At 62.4% G+C, this 16,777-nt stretch carries 20 protein-coding genes; 8 read left to right on the forward strand and 12 right to left on the reverse strand.

What is annotated here, in order from left to right; genetic code table 11:
* Positions 1-41: 41 nt before the first annotated feature.
* Positions 42-680, reverse strand: a complete 639-nt coding sequence (gene crp / locus AC1IN8_RS07515) for a cAMP-activated global transcriptional regulator CRP (RefSeq protein WP_025328082.1) — start codon at positions 678-680, stop codon at positions 42-44.
* A 373-nt stretch (positions 681-1,053) separates the two neighbouring features.
* On the opposite strand from crp, the gene AC1IN8_RS07520 reads away from it, so the two are divergent.
* Positions 1,054-1,458: an OsmC family protein gene (locus AC1IN8_RS07520; RefSeq protein WP_171272501.1), complete on the forward strand. Its 405-nt coding sequence runs from the start codon at positions 1,054-1,056 to the stop codon at positions 1,456-1,458.
* 48 nt (positions 1,459-1,506) lie between these two features.
* Positions 1,507-1,806, forward strand: a complete 300-nt coding sequence (locus AC1IN8_RS07525) for a hypothetical protein (RefSeq protein WP_025328080.1) — start codon at positions 1,507-1,509, stop codon at positions 1,804-1,806.
* A gap of 67 nt (positions 1,807-1,873) precedes the next feature.
* Here the strand turns inward: AC1IN8_RS07525 and AC1IN8_RS07530 are convergent, their stop codons facing one another.
* The 3 genes from AC1IN8_RS07530 to AC1IN8_RS07540 all read right to left on the reverse strand — a co-directional run bounded on the left by AC1IN8_RS07530 (position 1,874) and on the right by AC1IN8_RS07540 (position 3,815).
* Entirely contained in the window at positions 1,874-2,407 is a 534-nt protein-coding gene (locus AC1IN8_RS07530) for a DUF4136 domain-containing protein (protein WP_479758521.1), read from the reverse strand.
* A gap of 15 nt (positions 2,408-2,422) precedes the next feature.
* A complete protein-coding gene (locus AC1IN8_RS07535; protein ID WP_005330514.1) occupies positions 2,423-3,292 on the reverse strand; it encodes a phosphoribulokinase in 870 nt (289 codons plus the stop codon).
* A 277-nt stretch (positions 3,293-3,569) separates the two neighbouring features.
* Positions 3,570-3,815: a YheU family protein gene (locus AC1IN8_RS07540; RefSeq protein ID WP_479758522.1), complete on the reverse strand. Its 246-nt coding sequence runs from the start codon at positions 3,813-3,815 to the stop codon at positions 3,570-3,572.
* An 89-nt stretch (positions 3,816-3,904) separates the two neighbouring features.
* Here AC1IN8_RS07540 and AC1IN8_RS07545 point away from each other — a divergent pair, with 89 nt between their 5' ends.
* Positions 3,905-5,056 (forward strand): GGDEF domain-containing protein, encoded by a 1,152-nt coding sequence (locus tag AC1IN8_RS07545; RefSeq protein ID WP_139434963.1) that lies wholly within the window; start codon positions 3,905-3,907, stop codon positions 5,054-5,056.
* On the opposite strand, the gene AC1IN8_RS07550 is transcribed toward AC1IN8_RS07545, so the two are convergent.
* From AC1IN8_RS07550 to AC1IN8_RS07560, 3 genes are all read right to left on the reverse strand, one after another.
* Complete coding sequence (locus AC1IN8_RS07550; RefSeq protein WP_319917083.1) at positions 5,038-6,021, reverse strand: hydrolase; 984 nt, start codon at positions 6,019-6,021, stop codon at positions 5,038-5,040. The genes AC1IN8_RS07545 and AC1IN8_RS07550 overlap by 19 nt on opposite strands.
* Positions 6,022-6,080: 59 nt before the next feature.
* Complete coding sequence (locus AC1IN8_RS07555) at positions 6,081-6,980, reverse strand: chemotaxis protein CheV (protein ID WP_005330506.1); 900 nt, start codon at positions 6,978-6,980, stop codon at positions 6,081-6,083.
* A 152-nt stretch (positions 6,981-7,132) separates the two neighbouring features.
* Positions 7,133-7,822 (reverse strand): hypothetical protein, encoded by a 690-nt coding sequence (locus AC1IN8_RS07560; protein ID WP_479758523.1) that lies wholly within the window; start codon positions 7,820-7,822, stop codon positions 7,133-7,135.
* Positions 7,823-7,861: 39 nt separating this feature from the next.
* Here AC1IN8_RS07560 and AC1IN8_RS07565 point away from each other — a divergent pair, with 39 nt between their 5' ends.
* Positions 7,862-8,068, forward strand: coding sequence for a YheV family putative zinc ribbon protein (locus AC1IN8_RS07565; protein ID WP_033130616.1), 207 nt, complete (start codon positions 7,862-7,864; stop codon positions 8,066-8,068).
* Between the two features lie 375 nt (positions 8,069-8,443).
* A complete protein-coding gene (locus AC1IN8_RS07570) occupies positions 8,444-9,076 on the forward strand; it encodes an FKBP-type peptidyl-prolyl cis-trans isomerase (RefSeq protein ID WP_005330502.1) in 633 nt (210 codons plus the stop codon).
* Between the two features lie 59 nt (positions 9,077-9,135).
* Here AC1IN8_RS07570 and AC1IN8_RS07575 read toward each other — a convergent pair whose 3' ends face one another.
* The gene (locus tag AC1IN8_RS07575; RefSeq protein ID WP_005330500.1) at positions 9,136-9,351 is read right to left on the reverse strand and encodes a SlyX family protein; all 216 of its coding nucleotides are present in this window, start codon (positions 9,349-9,351) and stop codon (positions 9,136-9,138) included.
* 14 nt (positions 9,352-9,365) lie between these two features.
* Positions 9,366-10,334, reverse strand: coding sequence for a WD40 repeat domain-containing protein (locus AC1IN8_RS07580; RefSeq protein WP_139434957.1), 969 nt, complete (start codon positions 10,332-10,334; stop codon positions 9,366-9,368).
* 119 nt (positions 10,335-10,453) lie between these two features.
* Between AC1IN8_RS07580 and fkpA the strand changes: the two genes are divergently transcribed.
* Positions 10,454-11,260, forward strand: a complete 807-nt coding sequence (fkpA, locus tag AC1IN8_RS07585) for an FKBP-type peptidyl-prolyl cis-trans isomerase (protein WP_139434954.1) — start codon at positions 10,454-10,456, stop codon at positions 11,258-11,260.
* A 149-nt stretch (positions 11,261-11,409) separates the two neighbouring features.
* Positions 11,410-12,813 carry a sigma-54-dependent transcriptional regulator gene (locus tag AC1IN8_RS07590; protein ID WP_139434952.1) on the forward strand — a complete coding sequence of 468 codons (1,404 nt, stop codon included), beginning with the start codon at positions 11,410-11,412 and terminating at the stop codon, positions 12,811-12,813.
* A gap of 219 nt (positions 12,814-13,032) precedes the next feature.
* On the opposite strand, the gene AC1IN8_RS07595 is transcribed toward AC1IN8_RS07590, so the two are convergent.
* From AC1IN8_RS07595 to AC1IN8_RS07605, 3 genes are all read right to left on the reverse strand, one after another.
* Positions 13,033-13,896 (reverse strand): tetratricopeptide repeat protein, encoded by an 864-nt coding sequence (locus tag AC1IN8_RS07595; RefSeq protein ID WP_479758525.1) that lies wholly within the window; start codon positions 13,894-13,896, stop codon positions 13,033-13,035.
* Positions 13,897-13,995: 99 nt separating this feature from the next.
* The gene (locus tag AC1IN8_RS07600) at positions 13,996-14,331 is read right to left on the reverse strand and encodes a hypothetical protein (RefSeq protein WP_043132774.1); all 336 of its coding nucleotides are present in this window, start codon (positions 14,329-14,331) and stop codon (positions 13,996-13,998) included.
* Between the two features lie 116 nt (positions 14,332-14,447).
* Positions 14,448-14,789, reverse strand: a complete 342-nt coding sequence (locus AC1IN8_RS07605; protein WP_479758526.1) for a DUF2956 domain-containing protein — start codon at positions 14,787-14,789, stop codon at positions 14,448-14,450.
* Between the two features lie 252 nt (positions 14,790-15,041).
* On the opposite strand from AC1IN8_RS07605, the gene ushA reads away from it, so the two are divergent.
* Positions 15,042-16,712 carry a bifunctional UDP-sugar hydrolase/5'-nucleotidase UshA gene (gene ushA, locus AC1IN8_RS07610; protein ID WP_247627158.1) on the forward strand — a complete coding sequence of 557 codons (1,671 nt, stop codon included), beginning with the start codon at positions 15,042-15,044 and terminating at the stop codon, positions 16,710-16,712.
* Positions 16,713-16,777: the final 65 nt, after the last annotated feature.

The following is a 16,777-nucleotide window of genomic DNA, read 5'->3' on the forward strand; positions in this document are numbered from 1 at the left end:
TTTTATCCAACGGCCCTGTGCTGAGCCGTCGGGGAACCCGGTCAGCGGGTGCCAAACACCACTATGGTCTTGCCGTGGGCCGAGATGAGCTCCTGCTCTTCCAGCATCTTGAGGATGCGGCCGACGGTTTCGCGGGAGCAGCCGACGATCTGGCCTATCTCCTGGCGGGTGATCTTGATCTGCATGCCATCCGGATGGGTCATGGCGTCCGGCTGCTTGGCCAAGTTCAGCAGGGTCTGGGCAATCCGGCCGGTCACGTCCAGGAAGGCGAGGTTGCCGACCTTCTGGCTGGTGTGCTGCAGGCGCTTGGCCATCTGGCCGGAGAGGCGCAGCAAGATGTCCGGGTTGACCTGGATCAGCTGGCGGAACTTCTTGTAGGAGATCTCGGCGACTTCACAGGCGCCTTTGGCACGTACCCAGGCGGAACGCTCCGGATTCTCGTTCTCTTCGAACATCCCCATCTCGCCCAGGAAATCCCCCTGATTCAGGTAGGAGAGGATCATCTCCTTGCCCTCGTCATCCTTGATCAGGACGGCGACTGTACCCTTGACGATGTAGTAGAGGGTTTCCGCTTTTTCACCGGCGTGAATAAGGGTGCTCTTGGCGGGATACTTATGAATGTGGCAATGCGACAAGAACCACTCCAGGGTGGGATCGCTTTGCGGTTTGCCAATGATCATGAGACTTCCTCTGTAGTGTCATTTTTATGGACTGTGCGTCCAGGCAAGTTGCCAAGCTTGCCATTCCTTAGTCTTTGGTCGCAGTAGAATAAGAGCCTTTGTCTGTGCTGACAAGGCTTTGGGACTTTGGTGTCCATCTGTGTGCATCGATCTGCTGCGCCATCCGGGCCATTCTAGGCAAGAAGGGGGGAAGATATGTTGATTTCGATCTATTTCCTTCAGGGTCTGCCACGGTTTCGGAACAAGTCCCGGCGCCGGGGCGAGGCGGTCATGAAACCGGGGGTGGTGCAACGTGACGGGGCATGTGCCACTCGACCCCTGCTTGAGGTATGCTATGGGCGTCAGAACCGTCGTCATTGAGAGGAAATGTGAGATGAAAGCCAAGGTCAGCTGGGTGGAAGGCATGAAGTTTGTGGGCGAGAGCGAGTCCGGTCATCAGGTGACGCTGGACGGCGCCAACCCGGGCGAAGGTGCCAGCCCGATGGAGATGATCCTGCTGGCCGTCGGTGGGTGCAGCTCCATCGACGTGGTCTCCATTCTGGAGAAGGCGCGCCAGTCCGTGACCGCCTGTCATGTGGAGCTGGAAGGGGAGCGTGCCGACTCAGTGCCCCGGGTGTTCGAGAAGATCCATCTCAAGTTCGTCGTGACCGGCAAGGGGCTGGCCGAGAAACAGGTTGCCCGCGCGGTCGACTTGTCGATGGAGAAGTATTGTTCCGTCTCCCTGATGTTGGAAAAAGCGGTAGAAATTACCCATAGTTATCAAATCGTTGAAGCTTGATAGTTGTAGTTTGTCCCGTCGATAACGCCATGACATAAGGAAAGTGCGATGAAAAAGATAATGATGTTGCTTCCCCTGTTCGGGCTGGCTGCCTGCAGCATGCCGCAGCCGACCCAGTATCAGTACAGCCAGTATCAGTGCGGGGAAGAGTTGTTGGCCATCACCTATGATGCCCAGGCCGACATGGTGCAGTTCCCTTATGCCGGGGTCTATCACAAGCTGGGTCGCATCGAGTCACCCAAAGAGACCGCCAGCTATTCCGATGGGGTGACCACCTTCTCCCATCAGGAAAAACAGGCCACCCTGGTCAAGAACGGCGTGACCCTGCTGACCTGCGAACTGAAGTAATCCTCATGCCGTGCAACGGCGTGTATCCACAACGGCCTGCTTGAAGCAGGCCGTTGTGTTATGGGGCTCATTGGGCGGGCAGGGAGCCGAGGAGTTGAGCGGCGAGCTGCTGGCTCAGCTGGCTGCGCTCGTCCTCGGCGATGGGCACGTCGCTGGCGAGCTGGATGGCGCTGCTCCAGACGCTTTGCTGGGTGCGCCTGTCGATCAGCAGTATGGCCAGGGTGCCCTTGCGGGCATCGGCGGCGGCATTCAGCCCTGGGGTCATGCCGATGCGGGAGAATATCTCCCCATCGCTCATGTCCTGGCTGCCCGCCACCCCGATGGCGACCCAGACGTCGGCCTCATCGAGGGGCACGCTGCGCCAGCCCTTGCCGTCGAGCACCTGGGTGACGGCCTGCTGCACCGGCTCCAGCCAGGGGGCGGCGCTGTTGCCCGCGTACTGGAACTGCTCCGCCAGCGCATAGCGTGGCGTCGCCCCGTAGGCCCAGTTGTCTGCCGGACGAACCACCATGGTGCCCGTCTCGACCGTGGGGGCGGCGGGGCCAGTGCTGCAACCGCCCAGCAGGGCTGCCAGCGTGAATGAGAGAAGTGCACCGCGCATCATAAGCTCCTTGGCTCAGGTGATCTTGCCGGTTTCTAACAGTTGCTGGATCAGGGGACGCAGGATCAGCTCCATCGCGAAACCCATCTTGCCCCCCGGCACCACTATGGTGTTCATTCTGGACATGAAGGCCCCGTCTATCATCGACAGCAGGTAGGGGAAGTCCACCTGCTTGATGCCCCGAAACCGGATCACCAGCATACTCTCGTCCAGGCTGGGTATCACCTTGGCGCTGAAGGGGTTGGAGGTGTCCACCGTCGGCACCCGCTGGAAGTTGATGTGGGTGCGGGAGAACTGCGGTGTGATGAAGTTGATGTAGTCATCCATGGAGCGGACGATGGAGTCGGTCACCGCCTCGCGGGAGTGGCCACGCTCCGAGGTGTCGCGAATGAGCTTCTGGATCCACTCCAGGTTGACGATGGGCACCACGCCGATGAGAAAGTCCACGTGACGGGCCACGTTGTGTTCGCCGGTCACCACGCCGCCGTGCAGCCCTTCGTAGAACAGCAGGTCCGTCTCCCCCGGCAACGCCTGCCAGGGGGTGAAGGTGCCCGGCATCTGGTTGAAGGGGACCGCCTCGTCGAAGCTGTGCAGGTAGCGCCTGTACTGGCCGCTGCCACTCTGGCCGTACTCCTGGAAAAAGGATTCCAGCAGGCCGAAGTCGTTGGCCTCGGGGCCGAAGTAGCTGATGTGGCGTCCCTGCTCGCGCGCCTTGCGGATCGCCACGTCCATCTCGGGCCGCGTATAGCGGTGAAAACTGTCCCCCTCGACCACGGCCGCCTTGTATCCGAGCTGGTGGAACATGGAGCGGAAGGCGTTGGTGGAGGTGGAGGTGCCGGCACCGGAGGAACCGGTAACCGCAATGATGGGATGCTTGGCCGACATAGAATTCTCTCTTCCTTGGGAGTTCCGTTATAAAGGCAGGTTCAAAGTGCGGTCAAGTGCAGCCTTGCTGCGCGGGCTGCATCATGAGCCCCCCATGCCCCCGGCTGCTGGCCTCCATCGGCGCCGCGACAGTCGGCGAGGGAGGCAAAACAAGCCTGTTCGAAGCGCCTGTCTCATCGGGCGAGCCGCCCATCTTCCCCCCTGAACTGAACGCCGCACCGCAGTGCTCGGCAGGGCCCGGGCCGGGCATTGTTCAGCTCGTGTTCCTTCTCTTGTGTCACTCTGCCGGAGAGTCATCCCTCGGCGCATTGCTCAAATGTGTCTTGGGTACGACATTGACGCTCTCGTGCAACTCGCTGTAGACGAGCATGGCACTACCTTGTAGTAATTGTTGTCTGACCTCTTCAACCTTGTCGGCCAGGCTGACATCCTGTTCGCCGTATTCGGTGCCTTCTTGCAGGACGAAATGTTCGAGCAGGTTGTTGAGGGTGTCTGGATCCAGTTCTTGCCAGGGGATAATCATGATTTCATCTTCAGTCAAAGCGATGCGGATATTGTCGGTGTCTGACCGGCAAGCGCAAGGAGTTTATCTGGACCTGAGCGAGGGTTCTTATGGCATCAGCTGAACAGCGTCGCCCAAGCAGTGAGTTTGACCATCACCTTTACGATGCGCGTCGCCGTGCCCTGAGCGCCGGGCTGCGCTGGTTCTGGGCCATCAACCAGCTGGCGATCCTCTTTCTGCTTGCGCGTTTCTATATCTATCAGGATGCCCGCCTGGTGGCGATCGAGGGGCTGCCCTGGCGGTATGAGTGCCAGCTAGCCCTGGTGCTGGTGGCGAGCGTGCTGCCGCCCCTGGGCTGGCGCTGGTTCTCTCGTCAGGGAACGCCGAGATGGCAGCCCTGGCTCTGGGGTTGCGCCATGTTGTGGGGACTGGCCTGGGCGATGACGGCCTATGCCATCGCCACCATAGAACTCAGAGGGGGCTTCAGCCTGGCATTCAACATCGTCAGCCTGTTGCTGCTGACGGCCCTGATCGCCTTCTACAGCGAGTGGCGCGTCTTCTATTGCCTGAGCGCCCCGCCTCTGCTCTTCCTGCTGTTCGAGGAACGCTGGGTGATACTACCGTCCGGCACCGTTCACTGGCTGGCGGCCATGTGTCTGCTGATCGTCCTGGAGACGGGGCGGCGGATGCTCAACGGCTGGTTCGAGCTGGCGGTGTCGCGCGAATATGACAACCTGATGCTGGCACGCAAGATGGACGCCATGGCCCATCGCGATCCCCTGACCGGGCTCGCCAACCGCCGCCACTTCGATCAGGTCTGCAAACAAGCCATCGCCCAGGGAACGACGCTGGAGACACCGCTCACCGTGATCCTGCTGGATGTGGATTTTTTCAAGCGATACAACGACCACTACGGCCATCAGGCGGGGGATGAGTGCCTGATCCTGGTGGCCGAGTGTCTGGAGGAGAGCGTGCGGGAACCCGGCGATCTGGTGGCCCGTTACGGCGGGGAGGAGTTTGTGGTGTTGCTGCAGGAGACGACGCTGGCCGGTGGCCAGGAGGTGGCGGAGCGCATTCGCGCCACCCTGGCGGCCCGGGCGCTGCCCCACGAGGGCTCCGACGTGGCTCCCCATCTCACCCTGAGCCAGGGGATCGCCCAGTGGCGTCCGGGGGAGAGCCTGGTCATGCTGCTCGAGCGGGTGGACGGCGCCCTCTATGAAGCCAAGGGGGCAGGACGCAACGGCTACCGCCTGGCGTCCTGAGTCTGCTCCCGCAGCCACTGGCTGATCCGCTCCTCCAGCCAGAAGCGGGGTCGCCAGGGAGTACCGTGCAGGAAGCCCACGTGGCCACCGCGCCGGCTCAGCTCGTAGCGCACCATGGGGGAGAGCTGCTCCGGTCTGGGGATCACGGCCCCGGTCATGAAGGGATCGTCGGCGGCGTGGATGATCAGGGTCGGGATGGTGATGCGCGCCAGGAGATCAAGGCCGGAGCAGGTCTGATAGTAGTGATCGGCGCTGTCGAAGCCATGGAGCGGGGCCGTGACCTGCTCGTCGAAGTCGCGCAGGGTGGCGATGCGGTTCACCTGCTCCGGTTGCCAGCGGGACTGGGCCGCGGCCTGATGGCGGATCTTGCTCTGCAGATTGGCCCTCATGGTGCGCAGCAGGTAGCTCTGATACACCCGTGAGAATCCCTGATTGACCCTGTCGGCGCAGCTCGCCAGTTGCAGCGGCGCCGAGATCACCACGGCGGCGGTGAGTTCATTCGGACAGGCCCGCGCCAGCAGATTGACCAGCATGTTGCCCCCCAGGGAGTAGCCGATGGCGATCAGCGGCTTGCCGGGGAAACGGCGACCGAGCTCGGCGATCAGCGCCTCTGCATCCTCGATGGCGCCGGAGTGATAGGCCCGCAGCAGCCGGTTCGGCTCGCCGCTGCACCCCCGAAAATGCATCAGCACGGCGTCGTTTCCCTGCCGCTGCAGATGGGCAAACAGTCCCTTGGCATAGTGGGAGTGAATGCTGCCCTCCAGACCGTGAAACAGCACCAGCAGCGGCCGCTCATCCGGGCTGATGGCCCCGCTCCAGGCGAGATCGACGAAGTCCCCATCCGCGAGTTCGAACCGTTCAGGGATGAAGCGGGCCGGCGCGCGGCGCAGCCACTTCGGCAATATGGTTTGCAGATGGGCATTGCGGGCCCACCAGGGGGCGTGGAAGTGGCTTTCTGTCAGCATGCAACGACTCGGGGTAGCAGAAGAGGAAACGGGCGGCGAGCCCAGGGCCCGCCGCGGTATCAGGCGGGCAGGCGGTCGTGGTGTTCGGCGCCGCGCAGCATGGCCTGGATCAGCTCGTTGGCTTCAAACTTGGTCAGTGCCTCGTGGGCGCCGACCTGATGGGCCCGCTCCACGCTGATCTCGCTGGAGAGGGAGGTGTGCAGAATGATGTAGGCCTCTGCCAGCCTGGGATCGCTCTGCACCTCGAAGGCCAGCTCGTAACCGTCCAGCCCCGGCATCTCTATGTCGCTCACCAGGATGTCGATTCGGCTGCCCTGGGCGACCCTGGCCTGCATCAGGCTGAGGGCATCGCGTCCGTTGGTGCACACCTCGTAGGGAATGTTGATGTAATCGAGGGCCGCCATCAGCTGGCGGCGGGCGACGGAGGAGTCGTCCACCAGCAGGATCCGCATCGGCTTGAGCCGCTCGCGCTGCACATCGGTCAGCACGGGGTAGAGGTGGCTGGGATCGTCCGGATAGACCCGGGACAGGATCAGCTCCACGTCCAGCAGCTGGATCAGCTGATCCCCCACCTTGGTCACCCCGGTGACGAAGACGTTCTGCCCGAGGGAGGGTGGTGGCGGCTCTATGTCGCGCCAGTTGCACTCGGTGATCTTGTCGATGCCCCGCACCAGGAAGCCCACCAGGGTGCGGCGGCAATCCGTGATGATGATGAAGCAGCTGGGCATCTCCTCCCGGCTGATGGGGCGATAGCCCACCGCCATCGCCATGTCGATCACGGGGATGGTGGTGCCCCGCATGCTGGCCGCCCCGAGCACGGTCGGGTGCGAATGGGGCAGGGCGGTGAGCTGGGTGTAGGGGACTATCTCCTTCACCTTGAGGGTGCCGATGGCGAAGGATTGCCTGGCTGAGAGGTGAAACAGCAACATGCCCTGGGATTGGTTGGCCTTGCTCGTCATGGCGGATGTCCTGTTGATCTAATCGGTGACGGTCAATCTGGTGTTCAGCATAGAGGATGGTGACCAGGATGATGCCGTTGTTATTAACGGTTATTAGCGACCGCGAGCCGCAAAACTGGACCCTGTCACCCTCATTTATTTTCTCGTCCGGTTCACTGGGGGGAGGCCACCGCCTCCAGCGTCAGCCCGAGCCAGTGCTGGCACGCCTGCGCCAAAGCCTGTTCATCCCGGTAGCCGAGCTTTGCCACGACCTGGGCCGGCTTGCTGCCACTTCTGAGCAGGCGTACTCCTTGCAGCAACTGCCACTGGGCACCGAGTGCATCGGCCGTCAGGGCGGGATCCTCGATGCCCCGCTGGGCGAGGCAAGCCTGCCAGGCTGCGGCGCTGCCTTCCGACTGGCTGGCCAGGGCGCGCCAGGCGGCTTGCAGCGGCTGATCCGCCTGCGCCAGGATGGCACAGGCCTGCAACTCGTCCCCGATGACCCGCAGACGGTGGCCATAGGCCTCTTGCCAGTCACGGGGCCTGGACCAGCTGGCCAGGCTGTCCAGCAGGGCGTCCATCAGCGGGGTAGGTTGCAACCAGCCAGCCTGGGCCGGTTGCGTCACCCGCACCGAGCAGGTCAGCAGATCATGCTGACAACCCGCCAGGGGAGTAAAGGCGGCGAGGGCATCGGCGCACAGCCAGAAGTGGCTGCCCGCCGTCAGCAACAGCTCATGGGAGCCGAGTCTCAGCAGCGCCGCACCCTGGGTGACGCGCAGCAACTGACCCAGGGGGGAGCGTTTGCGGGGGCCGACCTGCAGGCAAGGAGTGGAAAAATGCTGATATTCGATGGCGTGATGCATGTAAAAACCCTGATATGATGCTGCCTGGAGGTAACAAAAATGGAAACCAGACGTAAAAAGCGCTTCATTGCCGGTGCGGTTTGCCCGGCGTGCGGCAAGATGGACACCATGATGCTGTATATGGAGCATGGAGTCGAGAAGGTGACCTGTGTCGACTGCGGGGATACCCAGGTGCAGACCCAGGCCGAGGTGGACAAGGCGACCCGGGAGGCCGAACAGGTCATAGGGGTCTTTCGTCCCGAGTGACCTACCATTGGCTGGCCGGAGTGGACCGGGTCATCCGGGAGGCCGAACAGTCATAGGGGTCTTTCGTCCCGAGTGACCTACCGCCGGATGGCCGGGGTGGACCGAGTCATCCGCGAGGCCGAACAGGTCATAGGGTCTTTCGTCCCGAATGACCTACCGCCGGCTGGCCGGGGTGGACCGGGTCATCCGGGAGGCCGAACCGCTGATAAAGGTGTTTCGCCTACAGTGAGGGGCCTCTTGATAATACCCGGGGTGGGGCAAGGCTCGTTCTGGACTGCTGACTTTTTCAGCATGGCGGAGCGGGGCAGATCATATGCTTGGCCACCTTTTTAAGGTATTCTGGGCCCGTTTTTTTCTATCCGCAGGATCCCTGACATGAAAGTAGCTCCCCTGAGCGTGGTTACGCTGGAATACACGGTCACCGACGAACACGGTGAAGTCATCGACACCACTGTCGGTAAAGAGCCTCTGGTGTATCTGCACGGTACCCGTTATCTGGTCTCCGGCCTCGAAGCCGAGCTGGAAGGCCGCAGCGTGGGCGAGGCGTTCGACGTCACCCTGACGCCGAGCCAGGCCTATGGCGAGTATGACGAGAACCTGGTGCAAGAAGTGCCCGGCGAGCTGTTCGATGGCATGGAAGTGTCTGAAGGGGATACTTTTGTGGCCGAGACCGACGATGGCCACCGCCCGGTGACCGTCATCGAAGTCTCCGAAGAGTTCATCAAGGTGGATGGCAACCATCCGCTGGCCGGTGTGACCCTGGGCTTCAAGGTCGAGATCAAGGACGTGCGTGCCGCGACCGCCGAAGAGCTGGCTCACGGCCACGTGCACGGTGCCGGTGGCTGCGGTCACGATCATGGTCATGACCACGGTCACGATCACGACCATGACCACGGCGGTTGCTGCGGCGGTCACGGCCACGATCACGGTCACGACCACGGCGACGAGCAGGGTCACGGCGGTTGCTGTGGCGGCGGTGGTTGCGGTGGCAAGGGCCATCACCACTGATCTGCCGACTGGCAAGATGAAAAAACCCGCTGCGTGCGGGTTTTTTTATGGCGGCGCACTCAGTAGTGCGGGGGCGGCGTCTCTTCGGCCATGCTGGCGATCTGGCTCGGCTGCACGCTCTGCAGCTTGTCCACCAGCAGCTGGATCTGATGCTTGAGCCGGTCGAGTTCACGGCCCTGGGTGGTCACCTCCTCGTTGAGCTGCTCCACCGTGTATTCGGCATAGGCGAGACGGCTTTCCAGGGTCTCGAGACGATCGTTTACTTGCTGACTCATGGGCCTCTTGGTCCTTACTTGATAGTCCAGATTTCGGCCAGGCCACTGGAACTGGCGCTGACGAGGTGGCCATTGTCGCGCAAAGCCACGCCATAGACCACAGCGCTCGGTGGTTTCACCTTGGGATGAGGCGAGACGCGCCAGCTTTGCAGCAGACTGCCATCGCTCACCCGCCACAGGGAGAGCTGGCGTGAGGGGGCGCCGGTGACGAGCCAGTCGCCATCCTTGACGAACCGCGCGCTGGTGTAGACCTCGAAGCGGTGATCGAACTGCAGCCGGCTCACCTCCTTGCCAGTCTTGAGATCCCAGATGCTGGCCTGACGGCTGTCGGCGGTGAAGGCGAAGCGCCCCGCCGGATCCAGTCTCGCCATCACCACCCGGCCAGCGTGGTTGAAACGCCACACCACCTGGCCGCTGCGGGTATCCCACAGATAGGCGCTGTAGTCGTTGCCGCCGGTGAGGGCGTAGCGGCCATTGGCGGAGAGATCCACGGTGTTGACCTGCTCGGTATGGCCGAGGAACTGCAGCCTGCGTCCGGTCTGGGTGTCCACCAGCTCCGCCTTGCCATCTTCGCGGCCGATCAGCACCAGACGGCCATCGGCCGAGAGTGCCGCATCCCTCAGGCTGGATTCAGGAAGTGAATAGTAGCCTTGGGAGCGACCATCTTGCAGGCGCCAGATGGCAAAGGTGCGCTGGGTGGCCGTGATGGCGTGGCTGTCGCCCGGGGAGAAGCGGGTGAGGGTGACGAACTCTTCCTGGTCCTCGCTCTGACGCCAGCGCCAGCGCTCCTTGCCCTGTTCCAGATCCCAGACCACTGTGCCCTGGCCCAGGCTGGAGACGATGGCCTGCTTGCCGGAACTGGCGAGATCCGCACTCAGCAAGCCCTGGTTGGCGAGGCGGATCTGCTGGCCGGGAAGTGAGCTCTGTTCGCACCCTGTCAGCATCAGGCAGATACCGATGAGATAAATGGCACTTTTGATCATTTTTCCTGTCTCATGCTTTCGTTACCTGCGATCACGGCGTTAGTATAAGGCGCTTATCACGATAAACCTCTCATTTCACGAAGGAACCGAGAGCGGTATTTAGAGTTTTGGAGAAACTGATGAACAATTTTCTGAAGGTGTCCCTGTTGGCTGCGGCCGTTGCCGTGGGTCTGACTGCTTGCCAAAAAGATGAGAAGCCTGCTGCCAATACCGCAGAGGTCAAGGCAGAAGCCAGCAAGCCGGCAGAGGCCCCCAAGGCAGCAGCCAAGAGCTTTGAAGAGCAATCCGGCTATGCGATCGGCCTCTCCATGGGTCGTTATATCGCCAATACCCTGGAACGTCAGCAGGAACTCGGCATCAAGCTGGACAACAGCGTCATCCTCAAGGGGGTGACCGACGGTCTGGGCAAGGAAGCCAGCATGACTGACGAGGAGATCCAGAAGGTCCTGCAGGAATACGACGCCAAGATCAACGAGCTGACCAAGGCCAAGGCTGACAAGGATGCGGTGGAAAACCTGAAGAAGGGTGAAGAGTACCTGGCCGCCAACGCCAAGAAAGAGGGCGTGAAGAGCACCGAATCCGGTCTGCAGTATCAGGTCGAGAAGCTGGGTGACGGCGCCAAGCCCAAGGCCACCGACATCGTCAAGGTACACTACACCGGCACCCTGACCGATGGCACCAAGTTCGACAGCTCAGTCGATCGCGGCGAGCCGGCCACCTTCCCGCTCAACCAGGTGATCCCGGGCTGGACCGAAGGCGTGCAGCTGATGCCGGTCGGTTCCAAGTTCAAGTTCTTCCTGCCGTCCAAGCTGGCCTATGGCGAGCACGGTGCAGGCTCCATCCCGGCCAACGCCGTGCTGGTATTTGACGTCGAGCTGCTGGCCATCGAAAAGCCGGCTGCCGATGGCGCCGATGCGAAGAAATAGGCAGTCAATGCGATGAAAACGGCTCCCCTGGGAGCCGTTTTTACTTGTGTCGCGCCAGTATGGGCGAGAGAAAGCTGGGGGGGCCGTCTTGAGTGTGTGGCGGCTAGCCCCCAGAATAGACAACAAAATCAATCGCAAGGATGGATCTCGTGGCTGAAAGCAAACCCCGTGTCCTGCTGGTGGAAGATACCCGCAGTCTGGCCGTCGTCTATGAGCAGTACCTGGTTCAGGATGGCTATGAGGTGCTGCTGGCCGATTGCGGCCAGCAGGCACTGGCGCAGTTGCTGGCCAGCCCGCCTCCCGTTGTGCTGCTCGACCTCGAACTGCCCGACATGTCCGGCATGGCCATACTGCAGCAGATCACCGAGCAGCAACTGCCCTGCTCGGTGGTGGTGATCACCGCCCACGGCTCGGTGGACGTGGCGGTGGAGGCGATGCGCTGCGGTGCCTTCGATTTCCTGACCAAGCCGTTCGACGGCAAGCGGCTGTGCGCCACCGCCCGCAACGCCTACAAGCATCAACAGCTCAGCTCGCTGGTGGCCCAGTATAGGGAGAACTTCGAGCGCAGCTCCTTTGCGGGCTTCATCGGCGCCTCCATGGCGATGCAGGCTGTCTATCGCATCATAGAGAGCGCGGCGCCGAGCAAGGCGACCGTCTTCATCACGGGGGAGAGCGGCACCGGCAAGGAGGTCTGTGCCGAAGCCATCCATCAGTGCAGCCCGCGCCGGGATCAGCCCTTCATCGCACTCAACTGCGCCGCCATTCCCCACGATCTGATGGAGAGCGAGATCTTCGGCCATGTGAAGGGAGCCTTTACCGGCGCCCAGGGGGATCGCAAGGGGGCGGCCAGCCTGGCGGACGGCGGCACCCTCTTCCTCGACGAGATCTGCGAGATGGATCTCGACCTGCAGAGCAAGCTGCTGCGCTTCATCCAGACCGGCACCCTGCAGCGGGTCGGCAGCGGCAAGGTGGAGACGGTGGATGTGCGCTTCGTCTGCGCCACCAACCGGGATCCCCTGGTGGAGGTGAAGGCGGGGCGTTTTCGCGAGGATCTCTACTACCGGCTGCACGTGATCCCGCTCTCCCTGCCCCCCCTGCGCGAGCGCGGCGAAGACATACTGCTGCTGGCCCGCGACCTCCTGCTGCGATATGCCAAGGAGGAGCACAAGCGCTTCCGGGATTTCGATGCCGACGCCGTGCGGGTGCTGCTCGATTACCCCTGGCCCGGCAACGTGCGCGAGCTGCAGAACGTGGTGCGCAACATAGTGGTGCTCAACGATCGCGAACTGGTGAGCAAGGATATACTGCCACCGCCGCTCAACGGCGGCCGTGCGCTCCCCATGCCTGCCCCTGCCGCAACCCCCGAGATCCTGGCCGAGCCCGTGCCGACCCCGCTGCCGGTACGCCCGCTCTGGCTGGTGGAGAAGGAGGCCATAGAGCAGGCCATCGCCAGCTGTGACGGCAACATCCCCAAGGCGGCGGCGCTGCTGGAGATCAGTCCCTCGACCATTTATCGCAAGAAGCAGGGGTGGGAAGAGGCGAGCCTGGCTTAAGGCTTAAGGCTTAAGGCTTAAGGCTCAAGCACGGCTGGGCTCAGGTCTTTCCTTATCTGTCGCAAGAGGCAGGGCTGGGAAGAGGCGAACCTGGTTCAAGGCTCAAGCACGGCTGGGCTCAGGGCTTCCCTTATCTGTCGCAAGAGGCAGAGTCGGGAAGAGGGGGTCTGGCCTGAGTGACGGGCGGCGCGGGCCGCCCGCTCCTTTTGTGATCCGCCGTCAGAGCTTGGCGAGGCGCTTGAGCCTGGCCAGCCGCTCCGCCTCGTTGGCCTGCAGCCAGCCATCCCGCGAGAGCAGGAACCAGGCGCGGGCGAAGTATTCGGGGGCGGCCGGATCGTCCAGCATCAGGCCGTTCTCCCCCAGCTCCTCGAACACATAGCCATCTTCCGGCGCGCTGGCCTCGGCCATGTCGGCTTTCAGCTGGCTCAGCTCGGCCATCGCCTGTTCGTGCCATCCCTGGGCCCGGCTCAGCCGTGCCAGGCTCCAGCGGGCGATAAAGGCCTTGCCCTGGTTGTTGTGCTGCTGGTGCCAGGCCAGGCACTTCTGCTGGCAGGCTCTGGCTTCATCGAGGCGTCCCAGCTCGAACAGGGTCCAACCCTGATTGTTGTAGAGGCTGGGCAGCCAGCCGCGCACCTTATCGTCGGCACTGCGTTCGGCCAGGTCCATGGCCAGTTGATGCCAGCGGCTCTGCTCCTCCAGCGGGGCGGCGATGGCCACCATGTGGGCCGCATCTATGGCGAGTCCTGTCTCCCCCAGCTTGAGCCCGAGTTGCCATCCCTGTTCGAACAGTGTCCTGGCGCTGGCCTTGTCGCCGGCGGAGTTGAAGGTGCGGCCGCGCTCCAGCAAGGCGCGCAGCCGTGCTCGCGGGGTGGTGTCGGTGAGGCGGGGTTCTATCTCGTCGAGCAACTGGTGCGCCTGTGCAAACTGGCGCTGCAGGGAGTGGGTGCGGGCCAGCTGGGTCAGCAGCTCCAGTTCGTATTGCAGGTCGTCCTGCGCCTCTTCGAGCAGGCGTCGAAAACGCAGGGCAGTGGCGGCGGGATCCTGGTAATCCCACTGCGCCATGAAATCGGGCGGATTGTTCATCTGGCCTCCTTGCCGGTTATCCGCCCACCAAGATGCCTGAAGGTCATAGTTTGTACAAGAAAGGGAGAGCCTCTTGAGTCAATGCCAACGGCCAGCCGGTCAGTAGACCATGGCCAGGCTCATCAACATCAGGCCGAGGGCGGCGAAGGCCCCCTCCTTGATGGCCAGGCGCGGCACCAGCGCCTTGGGCAGCGCCGGGAACAGGCAGAGCGCGAAGCCGAGCCCCGGCATCAGCCAGTGAAAGCCGGGGCTGCGCAGGCTAGGGTCTGCCGCCCCATTGATGACGATGAGCAGGATGAAGAGGGTGAAGGCGGGCAGGATAAACCAGCGGGCGTTGCCGGCGGCGACCGCTCGCAGGGGAGAGATGCGATAGAGCACCAGGGTCACGATAAAGAGGACAAGGGGGGCCAGCAGATAGAGGGGGGCCGGGTTCATGATGGGGGTCTCCAGACAATGGGGGTAAGAGTGTAAGCAGCGGGGCAAGGGATGACCAGCGCCCCGGCCCCGGGCTGTGAGGCCGATCCCAGGGCAAAGGTTTGCCAGGCAAGGGGTCAGCGCAGCCAGAGCCAGGCACAGCCAAAGGCCAGCCAGCTCAGCACCAGCAATACCCATGGCAGCGGGTGCTGGCGGCTGATCTCGACAAGCTCTATCTCGTGGACCTCTTCCTCCTGCTCGCCCTGCTGTGGCTGTTTCGCCCTGGCTTGCTGCTTCTTCTGGCGGCTCGCCTCCCGGGCCCGCGCCTTCATCTGTTTCTTGTATTCGTCTATGCCCTTCTGAACCCCCTGGGCGATCAGCTGGGTCTGCTCCTTGGTCTGCCCCGGCTTCTGGTTGGCGCGGGCGATTTTCATCGCCTCCTGCTGGGTCTCGGGGGAAATCTTGTCGTACTTTGCCATTCACGGCTCTCCTTGGCATCGATTGGCGGGAAGTATGCCATAACTGTTTCCGGCAGGCTGCCATCCCTGCGGGCGAAATGAGGCGGTAGGTGATTGGCTCGTGATGAAAATATGAGGAGACAGGTTGCGTGGGTGATCACATTTGGCGGAATTTGTGAGTCACCGATGAAAAAGCGTCACATGTTGTTTGTTATATTACCGCCCGATCCTGGATAGGGTCGTCCAATAACAAAATAACAAGGTGATATGGAAATGAATTATAAATTTGTCAAAGGAACTGTCGCGCTGGCTGTGCTGGCCGCGCTGAGTGGCTGTAAAACCTCAAGCAATGAAAGCGTCGCCCCCTGCACCGAAAACGTCTGCAAGCTGACCATTCTGCACACCAATGATACCCACGGTCGTTTCTGGCACAACGACAAGGGCGAATATGGCATGGCCGCCCAGAAGACCCTGGTCGAGCGCCTGCGCGGGGAGGCCAAGGCGGCCGGCAGCGAGGTGCTGGTGCTCTCCGGTGGCGACGTGAACACAGGGGTGCCGGAGTCGGATCTGCAGGATGCCGAGCCGGACTTCATGGCCATGAACAGCATCCGCTACGATGCCATGGCGGTGGGCAACCACGAGTTCGACAACCCCCTGAGCATCCTCGAGAAACAGCGTGAGTGGGCCAAGTTCCCCATGATCTCCGCCAACATCTACGACAAGGCCAGCGGCAAGCGCTACTTCGACCCCTACAAGGTGTTCAAGCTGGAGAACGGCCTCAAGGTCGCCGTGCTGGGCCTGACCACGGAAGACACCGCCCAGCTGGTGGACCCCAACAACGTCCAGACCCTGGAGTTCCGCGATCCGACCACGGAAGCGGCCAGTCTCGGCAAGCAGATCCGCGACGGCAAAGAGGCGAACCTGGTCCTGGCCATTACCCACATGGGTCACTACGAGAATGGCCAGCACGGCAGCAATGCCCCCGGGGATGTGGAGATGGCGCGCGCGCTGCCGGCCGGCACCCTGGATGCCATCATTGGCGGTCACTCCCAGAACCCGGTCTGCATGGAGCCGGGCACGCCGGACAAGTACGCCGACTTCAAGCCGGGTGACGACTGCCTGCCGGATCAGCAGAACGGCACCTGGATCATGCAGGCCCACGAGTGGGGCAAGTATGTGGGCCGCGCCCAGTTCGACTACCAGAATGGCAAGCTGACCCTGACCCAGTACGACCTCATCCCGGTCAACCTCAAAGACGCTGGCGGCGCCTTCATTCAGGAAGAGATCACCAAGGATCCCGAGCTCTACAACACCCTGCTCACCTACCAGGAGAAGGGTCAGCAGGAGCTGGGCGTAGTGATAGGCTCCACCGACGGCGTGCTGGACGGCGAGCGTGCCAACGTGCGCAACAAGCAGACCAACCTGGGTCGCCTCATCACCACGGCCACCGCCGAGAAGCTGAGCACCGACTTTGGCATCGTCAACTCGGGCGGGGTACGTGCCTCCATCGCGGCTGGCGACATCAGCTATCGCGACGTGCTGACGGTGCATCCGTTCGGCAACACGGTCAACAAGGCGACCATGAGCGGCAGCGAGCTGGCGACCTATCTGGGCCAGGTGGCGACCAAGACGGTCAACACCGGCGGCTATGCCCAGTTTGGTGGCATCAACATGGCGGTGGACTGCCAGGCCAAGAGCGTGACCATCACCAGCGTGGGCGGCAAGGCCTTCGATCCGGCGGCCAGCTACAGCTTCTCCATCCCGAGCTTCAGCGCGGCCGGTGGCGACGGCTATCCGAAGATCAACACCATCAACGCCGGTCTGGTGGATGCCGGGGTATTGAAGGAATATATCGCGGCGAAGAAGACCATACAGGTGGCCGATTATCAGCCGGCCGGCGAGGTCAGCTATGTTAATTCCGCCTCGACGGATGGCTGCAAATAATCCAGCGGCCCTGGGCCAATAACAAAAGAGAGGCAGCCATGGCTGCCTCTCTTTTTTATTTTCGA

The organism is Aeromonas sp. 130281 (assembly GCF_056642115.1).